Below are 16,512 nucleotides of genomic sequence, written 5' to 3'. Positions count from 1 at the left end.
CTGATCCCGTCGCACTCGGCAAAATTTCTGATAGTGGGGAAAACGTGGAGCCTGGCACGAAGGTTCCATCAGCAGATTTTCGGCGGCAAAGCCGAATACTTGAGTGATTAACCGGGATATGGCTCAAGGCCGCCATTGCAGCGGTTCCATCGATTCAGCCCAGACGTTCGACATCCGGCAATTCCATGGCCCGGACTTCGCCTTGCAGGAAATCGCTGAGCCGACGCAAACGTTCACCTCCCGGGCGGGTTTTCGGCCAGACCAGGTAATAATGCTCACCACTGGCGACAGCCGTCGGCCACGGCAAACTCAGACGTCCCTGCGCGACATCCTCCGATACCATCAGCAAATCGCCCATGGACACGCCGTAGCCCCGGGCGGCAGCGATCATGCCCAGTTCCAGCGTGTCGAACACCTGCCCGCCCTTAAGCGAGACTTGATCGGTCAGGCCCATGCGCTCCAGCCAGTTGCGCCAGTCACGGCGATCCGGCGTCGGGTGCAGCAGTTCCGTGCTGGCCAGGCGCGCAACGTCCCATGGTTGATCCTTCAGAAGATTCGGTGCCCCCACCGGAATCAGCTCTTCGGGGAACAGCAAAGTCGTCTCCCAGTCCGGTGGAAAACGCCCGTTGCTGAGAATGACGGCACAGTCGAAGGGTTCGTGGTTGAAGTCCACCGTATCGACGTCCATCCAGGCGCTGGTCAATTGCACCTCGTTCCCCGGTCGCAGGTGCCGAAAACGGCTGAGCCGCGCCAACAGCCAGCGCATGGTCAGGGTCGACGGGGCTTTCATGCGCAAGATGTCGTCTTCGGCACGCAGGGTATTGCAGGCTCGTTCAAGGGCGGTGAAGCCTTCGCGAATGCCGGGCAGGACCAGCCGCGCCGATTCGGTCAGTTGCAGGTTGCGCCCGCTGCGATGGAACAGGCGACAGGCGAAATGCTCTTCAAGCGTACGAATGTGCCGGCTGACCGCACTTTGCGTGATCGACAACTCCTCGGCGGCGCGGGTAAACGAGCTATGCCGCGCCGCCGCTTCGAATGCTCGAAGGGCATACAAAGGAGGAAGACGACGAGACATTGGGAAAGCTCCTATAGCGCGGTTGCCTCAACTTATCAGAAAGTCCTTAGCATGAGTTTTAATCATGCCACCCATCCTTTTTATCCCTTTGTGGAAACCCCGCAGAGCGCCGAGAATCGACGCTTCCTGTTCTCTCTGACAATAGAGCGTGATGACCATGCAGCATCCAGCGCGTATTGAACTCTGGGCCATCCTGCGGCTGGCGGGGCCGTTGATTGCCTCGCAGTTGGCGCACATGTTGATGGTCCTCACCGACACCTTGATGATGGCGCGCCTGAGTCCCGAGGCGCTGGCCGGCGGCGGTCTGGGCGCGGCGACGTATTCGTTCGTGTCGATTTTCTGCATCGGCGTGATCGCGGCGGTGGGCACCCTGGTGGCGATCCGTCAGGGCGCGGGCGACATCATCGGCGCGGCGCGGCTGACCCAGGCCGGGTTATGGCTGGCCTGGTTGATGGCGCTGGTGGCGGGTCTGCTGCTGTGGAACCTCAAACCGGTGTTGCTGTTGTTCGGCCAGACCGAAACCAACGTTCAGGCAGCGGGCCAGTTTCTGTTGATCCTGCCGTTCGCCCTGCCCGGCTACCTGAGTTTCATGGCGCTGCGCGGCTTCACCAGCGCCATCGGCCGGGCGACGCCGGTGATGGTCATCAGCCTCGGCGGCACCGTGGCCAACTTCCTGCTCAACTATGCATTGATCACCGGCATGTTCGGTCTGCCGAAAATGGGCCTGATGGGCATCGGTCTGGTCACGGCGATCGTGGCCAACCTCATGGCGCTGGCGCTCGCGCTGCACATCCGTCGGCACCCGGCCTATAACGCTTATCCCTTGCGCCAGGGTCTGTCACGGCCCAATCGTCAGTACTTGAAGGAGTTGTGGCGCCTGGGCCTGCCGATTGGCGGCACCTATGCGGTGGAAGTCGGGTTGTTTGCCTTCGCCGCGCTGTGCATGGGCACCATGGGTAGTACGCAACTGGCGGCGCACCAGATCGCCCTGCAAATCGTCTCGGTGGCGTTCATGGTGCCGGCGGGGCTTTCCTATGCGATCACCATGCGCATCGGTCAGCATTACGGCGCCGGGCAATTGCTGGATGCGCGGCTGGCCGGGCGGGTCGGCATCGCGTTCGGGGCCGTGTCGATGCTGGGGTTCGCAATGGTCTTCTGGCTGCTGCCGAATCAGTTGATCGGCTTGTTCCTGGACCACAACGACCCGGCCTTTCGCCCGGTCATCGAACTGGCTGTGAGCCTGCTGGCGGTGGCGGCGTGGTTCGAGCTGTTCGACGGCACGCAAACCATTGCCATGGGCTGTATTCGCGGACTCAAGGATGCCAAGACCACGTTCCTGGTGGGTTTGGGCTGCTATTGGCTGATTGGTGCGCCGGCCGCGTGGTGGATGGCCTTCCATCTGAACTGGGGGCCGACGGGGGTCTGGTGGGGTTTGGCCTTGGGGCTGGCGTGTGCGGCGGTGAGCCTGACGCTGGCGTTTGAGTGGAAGATGAAGCGGATGATTCGGCGTGAGCCGTCGTCAGAGCAGAATTTCCAGGTCGCTCAGCCTGACTGAGATTCCCACAGTTGTTTGTGGTTAGCTCACGACTTCCAGCACGGGCTGCTGGCTGGAACCGAAGGTCAAATACTCAACCAATTCCGCCAACGGCAACGGCTTGCTGATCAGATACCCCTGCACCTGATCGCACCCAAACCCGCGCAACAAATCCAGCTGCTCCGGTGTTTCCACCCCTTCGGCGACCACTTCCAGGTTGAGGTTGTGCGCCAGGTTGATCATGGCGTGCACCAGTTTGCGATTCTCTTCCCGCTCTTCCATGCCGCCGACAAAGCTTTTGTCGACCTTCAGCAAAGCAATCGGCAGGCTGTTGAGGTGCACGAACGAAGAAAACCCGGTGCCGAAATCGTCCAGCGAGAAGCGCACGCCGAGGCGCCCGAGGGCGTCCATGGTCTGCTTGACCAGATCGCTGCGACGCATCACCGCGGTTTCGGTCAGTTCGAATTCCAGCCATTGCGCCTCGACACCACGCTCGGCAATCAGCCGGCTCAGGGTCGACAGTAATTGGCTGTCCTGAAACTGCCGGAACGATAGGTTGATCGCCATGTGCAGCGCCGGCAGCCCCCGTTCGCGCAACGCCTGCATGTCCCGCAGGGCCCGGGAAATCACCCAGTAACCCAGCGGCACGATCAAGCCGCTCTGCTCGGCCAGCGGTACGAATTCGCTGGGTGCCAGCAAGCCGCGCTCGCCATGACGCCAGCGCACCAGGGCTTCGAGGCCGACGATCTGGCCGTCCGCAAGGTTCAGGCGTGGCTGGTAATGCAACTCCAGCTCATCACGACGCAAGGCCCGGCGCAGCTCGCTTTCAAGGTCAGCGATGCTGCGAGCATTGCGATTGATCCGTTCGTTGAAGATGTGAAAGGTGCAGCCTTGGGTACTCTTGGCCTGCTGCATGGCGATGTGCGCGTGCCACATCAACGGGTCGGCGCCGGCCAGCGCTCGGGCGTGGGCAATGCCGAGACTGGAACCGATCAACAAGCTTTCGCCGTCGATCCAGTAGGGTTCGGACAAGGCTTCGGTAATCCGTTCGGCCATCCATTCGGCGCGCTGAGGAGCGCGGCGAGTGTCGATCAGCAACGCGAACTCATCGCTGCCCAGCCGCGCCAATTGATCGCCGGCCTCCAGCTGGCTTTTCAGCCGCGAGACCACCTGCAGGATCAACCGGTCGCCGGCCTGATGACCGAGGGCGTCGTTGGCGTGTCGAAAATTGTCGAGATCGAGGTGACCGAGGGCCAGGCCGCGGCCGTCGTTTTCCGCTAGACGCGCCGCCAGCAAGGTCTGGAAACCCTGGCGGTTGGCGATGCCGGTCAGCGGATCCTGCTCGGCCAGGCGTTGCAAGGTGTTTTCCAGCACGCCGCGCTCGCGCACATGACGCAGGCAGCGGCGCAACATGCCGGGATCCAGCAGACTGCGAACCAACCAGTCGCTCACACCGTCGGGCGGCGCCAGCGGCTCGTGTTCGAGCAGCAACACTGTCGGCAGGTTGCAACGGCCGGGCGCCGGCTGCAGAGCGGGAATCGTCAACAACACCGCGCTGCGGTTGTCATCGAACAGGTTGCTGACCGACTCCCAGTTCGGCGCGCTGAGCAGCACTGCCGAACTCCCCATTGGAGCCAGACACTCGCGCAACAACGCTGCCCACGCCGGCTCTTGGGCCAGTAGCAGCAAACGCAAGGGTTCGACAGGCGTAGACAAGCTAGCTCCCTAGACTCTGCAAAGATGTAGGCGGTGCGCATTATGCCGCTCGGGTCACCAATGACCCAATGACATCGGTTATCAAACACGACTTCGAGTCTTGAATACGTACATTAGACGCGAATTCACTGCGCATCCTGCGTGAAAGTATCAAAACCGGCAAATGGAGATCGCGTGTTGCGTCACAAGTCGGAGAGAGCAGCACAATTCGCTGAGCCTGTTAAAATGCCGGCCCATTTCGCTAACGACTCCCTGATTTCGTATGTCCCGACTCAATCCCCGGCAGCAAGAAGCCGTGAGCTACGTCGGCGGCCCTCTTTTGGTGCTCGCCGGCGCAGGCTCCGGCAAGACCAGTGTGATCACGCGCAAAATTGCGCATCTGATCCAGAGCTGCGGCATCCGTGCCCAGTACATCGTCGCCATGACCTTTACCAACAAGGCCGCGCGGGAGATGAAGGAACGGGTCGGCACGCTGCTCAAGGGCGGTGAAGGCCGCGGCCTGACGGTGTGCACCTTCCACAACCTGGGCCTGAACATCATCCGCAAGGAACACGTGCGGCTGGGCTATAAGCCGGGCTTCTCGATCTTCGACGAGACCGACGTCAAAGCCCTGATGACCGACATCATGCAGAAGGAATACTCGGGCGACGACGGCGTCGACGAGATCAAGAACATGATCGGCGCCTGGAAAAACGACCTGATCCTGCCGCCCGAAGCTCTGGAAAACGCACGCAACCCCAAGGAACAGACCGCCGCCATCGTCTACACCCACTACCAGCGCACGCTCAAGGCGTTCAACGCGGTGGACTTCGACGACCTGATCCTGCTGCCGGTAAAACTGTTCCAGGAACACGACGACATCCTGGAAAAATGGCAGAACAAGGTCCGCTACCTGCTGGTGGACGAATACCAGGACACCAACGCCAGCCAGTATTTGTTGGTGAAATTGCTGATCGGCAAACGCAACCAGTTCACTGTGGTAGGCGACGACGACCAATCGATCTACGCCTGGCGCGGCGCCCGCCCGGAAAACCTGATGCTGCTCAAGGACGATTACCCGTCCCTGAAAGTGGTGATGCTGGAACAAAACTACCGCTCCACCAGCCGCATTCTGCGCTGCGCCAACGTGCTGATTTCGAACAACCCGCACGAGTTCGAAAAGCAGCTGTGGAGTGAAATGGGTCACGGCGACGAGATCCGCGTGATCCGCTGCCGCAACGAAGACGCCGAAGCCGAGCGCGTGGCCGTGGAAATCCTCAGCCTGCACTTGCGCACCGACCGCCCCTACAGCGATTTCGCGATTCTGTATCGCGGCAACTACCAGGCCAAGCTGATCGAGCTGAAGCTGCAGCATCACCAGGTGCCTTACCGACTGTCCGGCGGCAACAGCTTTTTCGGACGCCAGGAAGTGAAGGACCTGATGGCCTACTTCCGCCTGATCGTGAACCCGGACGACGACAACGCCTTCCTGCGGGTGATCAACGTCCCGCGCCGGGAGATCGGTTCGACCACCCTGGAGAAGCTGGGCAACTACGCCACCGAGCGAAAAATCTCGATGTACGCCGCCACCGACGAAATCGGCCTGGGCGAACACCTGGACAGCCGCTTCACCGATCGCCTGTCGCGCTTCAAGCGTTTCATGGACAAGGTCCGCGAGCAGTGCGCCGGCGAAGACCCGATCTCCGCCCTGCGCAGCATGGTCATGGACATCGACTACGAGAACTGGCTGCGCACCAACAGCTCCAGTGACAAGGCCGCCGATTACCGCATGGGCAACGTCTGGTTCCTGATCGAGGCGCTGAAGAACACGCTGGAGAAAGACGAAGAAGGCGAGATGACCGTCGAAGACGCCATCGGCAAACTCGTGCTGCGCGACATGCTGGAGCGTCAGCAGGAAGAGGAAGACGGCGCCGAAGGTGTGCAGATGATGACCTTGCACGCCTCCAAGGGCCTGGAATTCCCTTACGTGTTCATCATGGGCATGGAGGAGGAAATCCTCCCGCACCGCTCCAGTATCGAAGCCGACACCATCGAAGAGGAACGCCGCCTGGCCTACGTCGGGATTACCCGAGCGCGTCAGACGCTGGCTTTCACCTTCGCCGCCAAGCGTAAGCAATACGGCGAGATCATCGACTGCGCGCCCAGCCGCTTCCTTGATGAACTGCCGCCGGATGACCTGGCCTGGGAAGGCAACGACGACACCCCGACCGAAGTCAAAGCCGTTCGCGGCAACAGCGCATTGGCCGATATACGCGCGATGTTAAAGCGCTAGAATTGACCACTTTTATTTAGATCTTCGGCACAAAAGACGCCAACAGAGGACAGCTTCATGGAAGCACTGCACAAGAAAATTCGCGAAGAAGGCATCGTGCTTTCCGACCAGGTCCTGAAAGTCGACGCTTTTCTGAACCACCAGATCGACCCGACACTGATGAAGCTGATCGGCGACGAATTCGCCTCGCTGTTCAAGGATTCGGGCATCACCAAGATCGTCACCATCGAAGCCTCGGGTATCGCCCCGGCGATCATGACCGGCCTGAACCTCGGCGTACCGGTGATTTTCGCGCGCAAGCATCAGTCCCTGACCCTGACTGAAAACCTGCTGTCGGCGACGGTTTACTCGTTCACCAAGCAAACCGAAAGCACCGTGGCGATCTCCCCTCGTCACCTGACCAGCAGCGACCGCGTGCTGATCATCGACGACTTTCTGGCCAACGGTAAGGCGTCGCAAGCGCTGATCTCGATCATCAAACAGGCCGGCGCGACCGTTGCAGGTCTGGGCATCGTGATCGAGAAGTCGTTCCAGGGTGGCCGGGCGGAGCTGGATGCCCAGGGTTATCGCGTGGAATCGTTGGCTCGGGTGCAATCGCTGAAGGATGGCGTTGTAACCTTCATCGAATAAATCAGCTGCATCACCGAACCTGTGGGGGCGACGGTGCGACGATTCGACTTGCCCGCGATGAGGCCATAACATTCAACATTGATGTTGGCTGTTCCACCGCCATCGCGGGCAAGCCCGCTCCCACAGGTTTTTGTGGCGGCTGTTATTGCGCGGTGGCTTTGAGGCCGGTCAGCAACAACCGCTGAAACAAATCTTCCTTCAACCCTTCCGGCTTGGTCAGCTGCATCCGCTCCAGATGCACGGGAAACTCCGCCGGCTCCGGCGCATCCAGCGCCGCCTTGCCCAACTCCAGAATCTCGGTGAGCTTGAACTTGCTCTTCAACCAGTTCAGCGCCCGCAACAGGTCCCGCTCTTGGGCGGTGAAATCACACCCCAACGGATATTCCGGAAACAAATTCGAATGCCGTGTCTGAATGGCCTGCAAACGCTGTGGGCTGTTGTCGGCGAAACGCGGATCGAGGCGAAAATGCTTCGGCAATTTGCCAACGTTCTGCGCCTGCTCGATCAGCCCCGGCTGGAAGCGTGAGTCGCTGATGTTCAGCAACGCCTCGATCACCGCCGCGTCGGTCTTGCCCCGCAAATCGGCGATGCCGTACTCGGTGACGACGATGTCCCGCAGATGCCGCGGGATTGTGCAGTGGCCGTATTCCCAGACGATGTTCGAACTGACTTCACCGCCCGACTCGCGCCAACTGCGCAGGAGCAGGATTGAGCGCGCACCTTCCAGTGCATGACCCTGGGCGACGAAGTTGTATTGCCCGCCAACGCCGCTCAGCACCCGCCCGTCTTCGAGCTGATCGGCCACGCCGGCACCGAGCAGGGTCATGGTGAACACGGTGTTGATGAAGCGCGCATCGAGGCGCTGCAAGCGTTTGAGTTCTTCCTGGCCGTAGAGCTCGTTGATGTAGCTGATGCGGGTCATGTTGAATTCGAGCCGCTTGCTCTGCGGCAACTCGCGCAAGCGCTCGTAGAAACTGCGCGGCCCGAGGAAAAAACCGCCATGCACCGAGATACCATCGGTTTGCGCGGCCTCGTTCAGCGTGCCGGCGTTCGCCTGCTGCTGGGTTGGCACGTCCGGGTAGACTTTGCGCCGTACGATCCCGGCATCCGCCAGCACCAGCAAGCCGTTGACGAACATTTCGCTGCAACCGTAAAGGCCCTTGGCGAACGGTTCGACGCCCCCTTCGCGCTCGATCAACTGCGCCCACGGGCTGAGATTCAAATCTGCCAGCAACGCCTTGTAACCGTCACTGTCCGCCTGCCGCGCCAGCAACGCCGCTGTGAGGGCATCGCCCATGGCGCCGATGCCGATCTGCAAGGTGCCGCCATCGCGCACCAGCGTGCTGGCGTGCAGCCCGATGAAGTGATCCTGGAAGCCCACCGGCATGTTCGGTGTGGAGAACAGCGTGGTGTTGTCCTTGGCGTCAATCAGCAGGTCGAAGGTGTCGATGCCGATTTCCGCATCGCCGGGCATGTACGGCAAATCGTTGTGTACCTGGCCCACCATCAGGATCGTCTCCCCCGCCGCCCGGCGCTTGGCGATCATCGGCAACAGGTCGAGGGTGATGTCCGGGTTGCAGCTCAGGCTCAGGCGATCGGGGTGTTCGCTGTGGCTGGCGACCAGTTGCGCCACCAGGTTCAAACCGGCGGCATTGATGTCCCGCGCGGCGTGGCTGTAATTGCTGCTGACGTAATCCTGCTGGGCCGGGGCGCTGTTCAGCAAGCTGCCCGGTTGCATGAAGAACTGATGAATGTGGATGTTGCTCGGCAGGCTGTCGCGATGCAGGTCGGCGAGGAAATCCAGTTCCGGGTAATCGCCGAACACCCGCTCGATGAAAGGTTCGAGGAAGCGCTTTTGCAAGCCATCGCCCAAGGGCGGGCGGCCGAGGCACAGGGCGGTGTAGACCGTCATCTGCCGCTCGGGCAGTTGCGCGACACGTTGATACAGCGCGTTGACGAAATGGTTGGGTTTGCCCAATCCCAACGGCAGGCCCATGTGGATATGCGCCGGCAATCGTGCCAATACGTCATCGACCGCCTGCTCGATAGAACACAACCGCACCATCTGATCCTCCCGCCCGTTCCATGCATTGGGGTGGACCGAGCTTGCCGGGTCTTTGCTGCAAAGAATAGCCTCAGAGGAAAATCGCAGACACAAAAAAGCCGCTCGTAAGCGGCTTTTCGTTGAAGACGGGCTTATTTCAGGCCAGACATCTTCTGGATGGCGCCTTCAAGGTCTTTCAGTTCGCAGTCACTGCAGGTGCCTTTTGGCGGCATCGCATTGAGCCCGGTCAACGCTACCTTCGCCAAGCCAGAAGCGGTGCCGCCTTCTTTATCGGCGCGTTTTTTCCAGTCTGCGGCATCACCGATTTTGGGTGCGCCCAACAGGCCGGTGCCATGGCAAGCATTGCAGTGTTTGGCAATAATTTCGTCGGGAGTTTTCGCTGCACCGCCGCCAACCGAAGCAGCGACTTCCATCCCCTTGCATTCTTTACCCTGCACACAAACCTGGCCGACTGGTTCAAGACGTTTAGCGATATCGTCGTTGGTCGCAGCTTGTGCGCTGACTGCCCATAGGGCCAATACGGTTGCTGGTGCGGCCAGCATTTTCATAATTAGGTTCACGCGTACACCCTCAATGGTGGCTAGTCACGCCTACGGCCACGGTTCGCAGGCGGGCGCAAGTATAGCGGTAAGCCCGCCACACTGAAACAACCCCAAAGTCGAAGGGGTCTTATCACCGGGCGGGAATACAGCATGGGCGTCTGTGCAATCCGGGCACGACGCCGTGTCTCTTAGAAATTCGCTGGAGTGGCTGCGCTGATTAGTCGCGCCGGGGCATCGAACGGATTCCGGAAACGGTGCGGCTTGGTGCTCTCAAAGTAGTAGCTGTCGCCGGCTTCGAGCACAAATGTTTCGAGCCCGACTACCAGTTCCAACCGACCTTCCACCAGAATCCCGGTTTCCTCGCCCTCATGGGTGAGCATCTCCTCACCGGTGTCGGCGCCTGGCGGGTAGATTTCGTTGAGGAACGCGATCGCTCGACTCGGGTGAGCCCGACCGACCAGCTTCATGGTCACTGCGCCATCGGAAATATCGATCAGCTCGTGCGCTTTGTAGACGATCTGAGTCGGCTTTTCCTGCAGGATTTCTTCGGAAAAGAACTCGACCATGGACATGGGAATCCCGCCCAGTACTTTCCTCAGCGAACTGATCGAGGGGCTGACGCTGTTCTTCTCGATCATCGAAATGGTGCTGTTGGTAACACCCGCGCGTTTGGCGAGCTCACGCTGGGAAAGACCTTTGAGCTTACGGATCGATTGCAGTCGTTCACCGACGTCCAATGCTTGCGCCTCCAGGGATTCAGGTTGCAGGGATATTGAGCGTTATCATGGCGACAGCGTTCAGTATTTACAACACTTGCGCCTGAATCCAGCTTGGCGAAGCGACTTTCGGTCGAGAGCGCTGTTTGTCAGGCCCCGGAATAGAGCAGCGGTACCCGGCGCAGGTTGCAGAAGATCTGATAAGGAATCGTGTCGGCGGCTGTCGCGACATCACTGGCGAGGATATTTTTACCCCACAGCTCGACGGGCGAACCGAGGCCGGCTTGCGGCACGTCGGTCAGGTCGACACAGAGCATGTCCATCGATACCCGACCCAGTAACTGACTGCGCTGCCCGGCCACCAACACCGGCGTGCCGCTCGGTGCCTGCCGCGGATAACCATCGGCATACCCCATCGCCACCACACCCACACGCATCGGCTTGGGGGTAACGAATTTCGCGCCGTAACCAATCGGCTCGCCGGCCGGCAGTTCACGCACGCAAATCACTTTCGATTCCAGGGTCATCACCGGTTGCAGGCGGGACGCCACGGCATTGGCTTCCTCGAACGGCGTCGCGCCGTAAAGCATGATGCCTGGGCGCACCCAGTCGCTCGGAATCTGCGGCCAACCAAGCACCGCCGGCGAGTTACGCAGGCTGATTTCGGCCGACAAACCCTGACGCGCCGCCTCGAACACCGCGACCTGATCGGCGCTGGCCTGGCAGTGCAGCTCGTCGGCGCGGGCGAAGTGACTCATCAGTACGATCTTCGCCACTTTGCCGCTGGCCAGCAGCCGTTGATAGGCCGCCTGGTAATCCGCCGGGTGCAGGCCAACCCGATGCATGCCGGAGTCGAGCTTGAGCCACACCGTGATCGGTTTGCTCAACGCAGCTTTTTCGATGGCTTCGAGCTGCCACAGCGAATGCACCACGCACCAGAAGTCGTGTTCGACGATCAGCGCCAACTCATCGGCTTCGAAAAAACCTTCCAGCAACAACACCGGCGCACGAATGCCGGCGGCGCGCAGCTCCAGGGCTTCTTCGATACACGCCACGGCAAACCCGTCCGCCTCGGCTTCCAGCGCCTGGGCGCAACGCACGGCGCCATGGCCATAGGCATCGGCCTTGATCACGGCGAGGGCGCGGGCCCCCGTGACTTCACGGGCAATCCGGTAGTTGTGACGCAGGGCTTGGAGGTCGATCAGGGCACGGGCAGGACGCATGGCGGCAGACTTCTAGTCGGTCATTGGAAAAAAAACCGGCGCTGGCTGACAGCGTGAACCACCAACAGCACCGGGAGAGGGATCTTTGTGATTTGATTTATGGCAGCGCGGCGACAACCGACAGCTCGACCAGGATTTGCGGCTCGCACAGCTTCGACTCGACCGTGGCACGGGCTGGTGCAACGCCTTTCGGCAACCACTGGTCCCACACCGAATTCATGCCTTCGAAGTGTGCGTCGATGTCTTTCAGGTAAATCGTCACCGACAGCAACCGGTTTTTGTCGGTCCCGGCCAGATCCAGCAAACGCTCGATGTTGGCGAGGGTTTCACGGGTTTGCTGTTCAATCCCGGCGTTCATGTCGTCGCCGACCTGCCCTGCCAGATACACCGTGCCGTTATGGACAACGATCTGGCTCATGCGCTCATTGGTGAGCTGGCGCTGGATTGACATGTTTTGCAGACTCCTGAAGTTTGTTGCCATAACGGGAAATATCGAGGCCTTCGGCGCTGATCTGTGGCGTTCTCTTCGCCATCAGGTCCGCCAGCAAACGACCGGAACCACAAGCCATGGTCCAGCCAAGTGTGCCGTGGCCCGTGTTCAAGAACAGGTTTTTGAACGGTGTGGCACCAACAATCGGCGTGCCGTCCGGGGTAGTCGGACGCAGACCGGTCCAGAAACTCGCCTCGGCCAGATTGCCGCCCTGAGGATAAAGGTCGTTGACGATCATCTCCAGAGTTTCGCGCCGACGCGGGTTCAGCGACAGGTCAAAACCGGCGATTTCCGCCATGCCACCGACGCGGATGCGGTTATCGAAACGGGTGATCGCGACCTTGTAGGTCTCGTCGAGAATGGTCGACGTCGGGGCCATCGCCGGGTTGGTGATCGGCACGGTCAGCGAGTAACCCTTGAGCGGATACACCGGAGCCCTGATGCCCAGCGGCTTGAGCAGTTGCGGCGAGTAGCTGCCCAGCGCCAGCACGTAACGGTCGGCGGTTTCCAGTTTGCCATCGACCCACACACCGTTGATGCGATCACCGGCGAAGTCGAGGCGCTGGATGTCCTGGCCGAAACGGAATTCCACACCCAGTTTCACAGCCATTTCGGCCAGGCGGGTGGTGAAAATCTGGCAGTCGCCGGTCTGGTCGTTCGGCAGGCGCAAGGCACCGGCGAGGATGTCGGTGACGCTGGCCAGAGCTGGTTCGACCCGGGCAATGCCGGCGCGGTCGAGCAGTTCAAACGGCACGCCGGACTCTTTCAGCACGGCGATGTCCTTGGCGGCCCCATCGAGTTGTGCCTGAGTGCGGAACAGCTGGGTAGTGCCCAGGCTGCGGCCTTCGTAGGCAATGCCGGTTTCGGCGCGCAATTCGTCGAGGCAGTCGCGGCTGTACTCGGACAGACGCACCATGCGCTCCTTGTTCACCGCGTAACGGCTGGCGGTGCAGTTACGCAGCATCTGCGCCATCCACAGGTATTGGTCGATGTTGGCGGTGGCCTTGATCGCCAATGGCGCGTGACGCTGCAACAGCCACTTGATGGCTTTGAGCGGCACACCCGGTGCGGCCCACGGCGAGGCATAACCCGGCGAAACCTGCCCGGCGTTGGCGAAACTGGTTTCCATGGCCGGCGCTGGCTGGCGGTCCACGACCGTCACTTCAAAGCCGGCTCGTGCCAGATAATAGGCACTGGCGGTACCGATGACGCCGCTACCCAAGACCAGAACGCGCATTTTCATATCCCTCATCGCGGCTTACCGCTGACGTTTATTGTGCAGACCGAAGATGTGGGCAGTGTAAAAAAGATTAGCCAGTGCTTTTCACTATATAAGTGCTTATATTTGGCGACAATTCTCGGCAAAAACCCTTTTCACGGAGGCGCATCCCCTATGCGGACCAACACTCAGACCAAACGTGAGCTGGACAAGATCGACCGCAACATCCTGCGGATCCTGCAAGCGGACGGGCGTATTTCCTTCACTGAACTGGGGGAAAAGGTCGGCCTCTCCACCACCCCCTGCACCGAACGGGTACGGCGGCTGGAGCGCGAAGGGATCATCATGAGCTACAACGCCCGGCTGAATCCGCAGCACCTGAAGGGTAGTCTGTTGGTGTTCGTCGAGATCAGCCTCGACTACAAATCCGGCGATACTTTCGAAGAGTTCCGACGCGCGGTACTGAAACTGCCCCACGTGCTGGAATGCCATTTGGTGTCAGGGGACTTCGATTACCTGGTGAAAGCGCGGATCTCCGAGATGGCCTCGTACCGCAAACTGCTGGGCGACATCCTGCTCAAGTTGCCACATGTGCGCGAATCCAAGAGCTATATCGTGATGGAAGAAGTGAAAGAGAGCTTGAGTCTGCCGATTCCGGATTGAGGCTTTGTGGTGCATGTTCTGGCCCATCGCGGGCAAGCCCGCTCCCACAGATGTTGCACCGATCCTGTGGGAGCGGGCTTGCCCGCGATGGTGTCGACTCGGTGACTCTGATTAACTCAACAGTCAGACCAACACCTGCCGCGTCGAAGCCATGTATTCATGAATCTGCTTCTCGACCCGCGGATGAATCAGCTCCACCGGCCGCCGGCCATTGGGGCATGGCAACGTCTTAGTGGTACCGAACAGACGGCAGATCAGCGGTCGCTCGTCATACACCGTGCAGCCGTTGGGGCCCAGATGGACACAATTGAGTTCATCCATCGCTGCATCCTGCTCGGCCCTGGTCTTGCGCGGCAGGCGGGACATTTCTTCGGGCGAGGTGGTCACCGGCCCACAGCAGTCATGGCAGCCGGGCACGCATTCAAAGGTGGGAATCTGCTGGCGTAGCGTGCGAATTTTCTGACTGTTGCAGCTCATCGAAGCGGTGACCGAATGCGGAATAGACCGGGATTCTGACGCAAAAGCCCCGATCCAGACAGCGCCAACCGACCAATGTTGCCCGCCTGCGAAGCAGCGGCTTATGCTCCGTCAACTTTTTCAAACACACGCATCAGGATGACGTCCATGAACGCCCCCGTTCAGCAACCTGCCCCTAACCACCGGCACGTCGCCTCTTATTACGCCGCCAGCAGCCTGCCGCAACCCGACCTTCCGTTGCTCACCGGCGAGCTGGTTGCTGACGTGTGCGTGGTGGGCGGTGGGTTCTCCGGGCTGAACACGGCGCTCGAACTGGCCGAACGTGGTCTCAGCGTGGTGCTGCTGGAAGCGCACAAGATCGGCTGGGGCGCCAGCGGACGCAATGGCGGGCAATTGATTCGCGGTGTCGGCCATGGCCTCGATCAGTTCACCCACGTGATCGGTGCAGACGGTGTGCGTCAGATAAAACTGATGGGGCTGGAAGCGGTGGAAATCGTCCGGCAGCGGATCGAGCGTTTTCAGATCCCTTGCGATCTGACCTGGGGTTACTGTGACCTCGCCAACAAAGCCCACGATCTGGAAGGCTTCGCCGAAGACGCCGATGAATTGCGCAGCCTCGGCTATCGTTACGAAACCCGTCTGCTGCAAGCCAACGAAATGCACAGTGTGGTGGGCTCCGATCGCTACGTTGGCGGCTTGATCGACATGGGCTCCGGACATCTGCACCCACTGAACCTGGCACTGGGCGAAGCGGCCGCCGCCCGGCAATTGGGCGCCAAGCTGTTCGAACAGTCGGCGGTGACCCGCATCGACTACGGCGCCGAGATCAAGGTCCACACCGCCCAGGGCTCGGTCCGCGCCAAGACTCTGGTGCTGGGCTGCAACGCCTACCTCAACGATCTCAACCCGCAACTTGGCGGCAAAGTGCTGCCCGCCGGCAGTTACATCATCGCCACCGAACAACTGAGCGAAGAGCAGGCTCACGCGCTGCTGCCGCAGAACATGGCCGTCTGCGATCAACGGGTAGCGCTGGATTATTACCGTCTCTCGGCAGACCGACGCTTGCTGTTCGGCGGCGCCTGCCATTATTCAGGACGTGACCCGAAGGACATCGCCGCGTACATGCGTCCGAAGATGCTGGCGGTGTTCCCGCAATTGGCCGGGGTGAAGATCGACTATCAATGGGGCGGCATGATCGGCATCGGCGCCAATCGCCTGCCACAGATCGGTCGACTGAAGGACCAGCCGAATGTGTATTACGCCCAGGCCTATTCCGGTCATGGCGTAAACGCCACACACCTGGCGGGAAAATTATTGGCTGAGGCCATCGACGGGCAGCACAGCGGCGGGTTCGATCTGTTTGCCCAAGTGCCGCACATTACCTTTCCGGGCGGCAAACATTGGCGTTCGCCGTTGTTGGCGTTGGGGATGTTGTGGCATCGTCTTAAAGAGTTGATCTGATCGGTTTGCTGAGTTCTTGCGGGCCTCATCGCGGGCAAGCCCGCTCCCACAATGGTCGCTGATGTTCACAAGAATTGTGTTCACCGCTAATCCCTGTGGGAGCGAGGCTTGCCCGCGATGAGGCCCGCAAGAACGCCACAGAACTCAGATCCGCCAGAACGGTTTGAGCCCCTCCTCCCGCGCCTGCTCCCGACTCAACCCGACATCCTTGAGTTGCTCCGGCGTCAGTTCCAGCAACGCTTTACGCGTGTGCAGACGATGCCAGAACAGACCCCAGCGTCCCAGGCAGGACGGTGCGTTGCGCATGACTGCCTCGCGCGCGCCGTTCTTTTGCCCTGCCGCCAGTTCCTGACTGTGTAACGTCAGCCGCACATCGCTCAAGCCGTTCATTTTCGTCGCTCCTGTTTACTTGGGTAGCCAGAGCTTTCA

At 60.5% G+C, this 16,512-nt stretch carries 15 protein-coding genes; 5 read left to right on the top strand and 10 right to left on the bottom strand.

The genetic code is table 11. The annotated features are described in order from the left end of the window. Positions 1-154: 154 nt before the first annotated feature. Positions 155-1,075: a LysR substrate-binding domain-containing protein gene (locus tag J3D54_RS09300; protein WP_253417631.1), complete on the bottom strand. Its 921-nt coding sequence runs from the start codon at positions 1,073-1,075 to the stop codon at positions 155-157. A 157-nt stretch (positions 1,076-1,232) separates the two neighbouring features. Between J3D54_RS09300 and J3D54_RS09295 the strand changes: the two genes are divergently transcribed. After that, a complete protein-coding gene (locus J3D54_RS09295) occupies positions 1,233-2,630 on the top strand; it encodes a NorM family multidrug efflux MATE transporter (protein ID WP_253417630.1) in 1,398 nt (465 codons plus the stop codon). A gap of 21 nt (positions 2,631-2,651) precedes the next feature. On the opposite strand, the gene J3D54_RS09290 is transcribed toward J3D54_RS09295, so the two are convergent. Continuing rightward, on the bottom strand, positions 2,652-4,325 hold the full coding sequence (locus tag J3D54_RS09290; RefSeq protein WP_253417629.1) for a bifunctional diguanylate cyclase/phosphodiesterase: 1,674 nt from the start codon (positions 4,323-4,325) through the stop codon (positions 2,652-2,654). Positions 4,326-4,587: 262 nt separating this feature from the next. Here J3D54_RS09290 and rep point away from each other — a divergent pair, with 262 nt between their 5' ends. Together rep and J3D54_RS09280 are read left to right on the top strand one after the other, a co-directional pair. After that, positions 4,588-6,597 carry a DNA helicase Rep gene (gene rep / locus J3D54_RS09285; RefSeq protein ID WP_007934647.1) on the top strand — a complete coding sequence of 670 codons (2,010 nt, stop codon included), beginning with the start codon at positions 4,588-4,590 and terminating at the stop codon, positions 6,595-6,597. A 57-nt stretch (positions 6,598-6,654) separates the two neighbouring features. After that, a complete protein-coding gene (locus tag J3D54_RS09280) occupies positions 6,655-7,227 on the top strand; it encodes a xanthine phosphoribosyltransferase (protein ID WP_253417628.1) in 573 nt (190 codons plus the stop codon). A gap of 142 nt (positions 7,228-7,369) precedes the next feature. Here the strand turns inward: J3D54_RS09280 and J3D54_RS09275 are convergent, their stop codons facing one another. From J3D54_RS09275 to dadA, 6 genes are all read right to left on the bottom strand, one after another. Next, the gene (locus tag J3D54_RS09275; RefSeq protein ID WP_253417627.1) at positions 7,370-9,292 is read right to left on the bottom strand and encodes an acetyl-CoA hydrolase/transferase C-terminal domain-containing protein; all 1,923 of its coding nucleotides are present in this window, start codon (positions 9,290-9,292) and stop codon (positions 7,370-7,372) included. Between the two features lie 131 nt (positions 9,293-9,423). Beyond that, the gene (locus J3D54_RS09270) at positions 9,424-9,840 is read right to left on the bottom strand and encodes a cytochrome c5 family protein (protein ID WP_253417626.1); all 417 of its coding nucleotides are present in this window, start codon (positions 9,838-9,840) and stop codon (positions 9,424-9,426) included. Positions 9,841-10,022: 182 nt separating this feature from the next. After that, on the bottom strand, positions 10,023-10,571 hold the full coding sequence (locus tag J3D54_RS09265; RefSeq protein WP_018927504.1) for a cupin domain-containing protein: 549 nt from the start codon (positions 10,569-10,571) through the stop codon (positions 10,023-10,025). 128 nt (positions 10,572-10,699) lie between these two features. Beyond that, positions 10,700-11,773 carry an alanine racemase gene (alr, locus tag J3D54_RS09260; RefSeq protein ID WP_253417625.1) on the bottom strand — a complete coding sequence of 358 codons (1,074 nt, stop codon included), beginning with the start codon at positions 11,771-11,773 and terminating at the stop codon, positions 10,700-10,702. A gap of 97 nt (positions 11,774-11,870) precedes the next feature. Next, positions 11,871-12,224, bottom strand: coding sequence for a RidA family protein (locus tag J3D54_RS09255; protein WP_253417624.1), 354 nt, complete (start codon positions 12,222-12,224; stop codon positions 11,871-11,873). Continuing rightward, positions 12,196-13,500: a D-amino acid dehydrogenase gene (dadA, locus tag J3D54_RS09250; protein WP_253417623.1), complete on the bottom strand. Its 1,305-nt coding sequence runs from the start codon at positions 13,498-13,500 to the stop codon at positions 12,196-12,198. Before dadA ends, J3D54_RS09255 begins: the two co-directional genes overlap by 29 nt. A 156-nt stretch (positions 13,501-13,656) precedes the next feature. On the opposite strand from dadA, the gene J3D54_RS09245 reads away from it, so the two are divergent. Next, positions 13,657-14,145, top strand: a complete 489-nt coding sequence (locus J3D54_RS09245) for an Lrp/AsnC ligand binding domain-containing protein (RefSeq protein ID WP_123403812.1) — start codon at positions 13,657-13,659, stop codon at positions 14,143-14,145. Positions 14,146-14,268: 123 nt separating this feature from the next. Here J3D54_RS09245 and J3D54_RS09240 read toward each other — a convergent pair whose 3' ends face one another. Continuing rightward, a complete protein-coding gene (locus tag J3D54_RS09240) occupies positions 14,269-14,622 on the bottom strand; it encodes a YkgJ family cysteine cluster protein (RefSeq protein ID WP_007934627.1) in 354 nt (117 codons plus the stop codon). A 147-nt stretch (positions 14,623-14,769) separates the two neighbouring features. Here J3D54_RS09240 and J3D54_RS09235 point away from each other — a divergent pair, with 147 nt between their 5' ends. Then, positions 14,770-16,083 (top strand): FAD-binding oxidoreductase, encoded by a 1,314-nt coding sequence (locus J3D54_RS09235; RefSeq protein WP_253417622.1) that lies wholly within the window; start codon positions 14,770-14,772, stop codon positions 16,081-16,083. A gap of 144 nt (positions 16,084-16,227) precedes the next feature. On the opposite strand, the gene J3D54_RS09230 is transcribed toward J3D54_RS09235, so the two are convergent. Continuing rightward, positions 16,228-16,473 (bottom strand): DUF1127 domain-containing protein, encoded by a 246-nt coding sequence (locus tag J3D54_RS09230; RefSeq protein WP_253417621.1) that lies wholly within the window; start codon positions 16,471-16,473, stop codon positions 16,228-16,230. Positions 16,474-16,512: the final 39 nt, after the last annotated feature.

The organism is Pseudomonas sp. GGS8 (assembly GCF_024168645.1).
In the GTDB taxonomy this organism is placed as follows: Bacteria; Pseudomonadota; Gammaproteobacteria; order Pseudomonadales; family Pseudomonadaceae; genus Aquipseudomonas.
The sequence above is the reverse complement of the archived record's forward strand: the minus strand, read 5'-3'. Positions and strand labels throughout refer to the sequence as shown.

Coding starts and splice junctions, on each gene's coding strand:
- rep (WP_007934647.1), top strand. CDS start 4,588: ATGTCCCGACTCAATCCCCGGCAGCAAGAAGCCGTGAGCTACGTCGGC.
- J3D54_RS09275 (WP_253417627.1), bottom strand. CDS start 9,292: ATGGTGCGGTTGTGTTCTATCGAGCAGGCGGTCGATGACGTATTGGCA.
- J3D54_RS09235 (WP_253417622.1), top strand. CDS start 14,770: ATGAACGCCCCCGTTCAGCAACCTGCCCCTAACCACCGGCACGTCGCC.
- dadA (WP_253417623.1), bottom strand. CDS start 13,500: ATGCGCGTTCTGGTCTTGGGTAGCGGCGTCATCGGTACCGCCAGTGCC.
- J3D54_RS09230 (WP_253417621.1), bottom strand. CDS start 16,473: ATGAACGGCTTGAGCGATGTGCGGCTGACGTTACACAGTCAGGAACTG.
- J3D54_RS09240 (WP_007934627.1), bottom strand. CDS start 14,622: ATGAGCTGCAACAGTCAGAAAATTCGCACGCTACGCCAGCAGATTCCC.
- J3D54_RS09300 (WP_253417631.1), bottom strand. CDS start 1,075: ATGTCTCGTCGTCTTCCTCCTTTGTATGCCCTTCGAGCATTCGAAGCG.
- J3D54_RS09255 (WP_253417624.1), bottom strand. CDS start 12,224: ATGTCAATCCAGCGCCAGCTCACCAATGAGCGCATGAGCCAGATCGTT.
- alr (WP_253417625.1), bottom strand. CDS start 11,773: ATGCGTCCTGCCCGTGCCCTGATCGACCTCCAAGCCCTGCGTCACAAC.
- J3D54_RS09280 (WP_253417628.1), top strand. CDS start 6,655: ATGGAAGCACTGCACAAGAAAATTCGCGAAGAAGGCATCGTGCTTTCC.
- J3D54_RS09270 (WP_253417626.1), bottom strand. CDS start 9,840: ATGAAAATGCTGGCCGCACCAGCAACCGTATTGGCCCTATGGGCAGTC.
- J3D54_RS09245 (WP_123403812.1), top strand. CDS start 13,657: ATGCGGACCAACACTCAGACCAAACGTGAGCTGGACAAGATCGACCGC.
- J3D54_RS09295 (WP_253417630.1), top strand. CDS start 1,233: ATGCAGCATCCAGCGCGTATTGAACTCTGGGCCATCCTGCGGCTGGCG.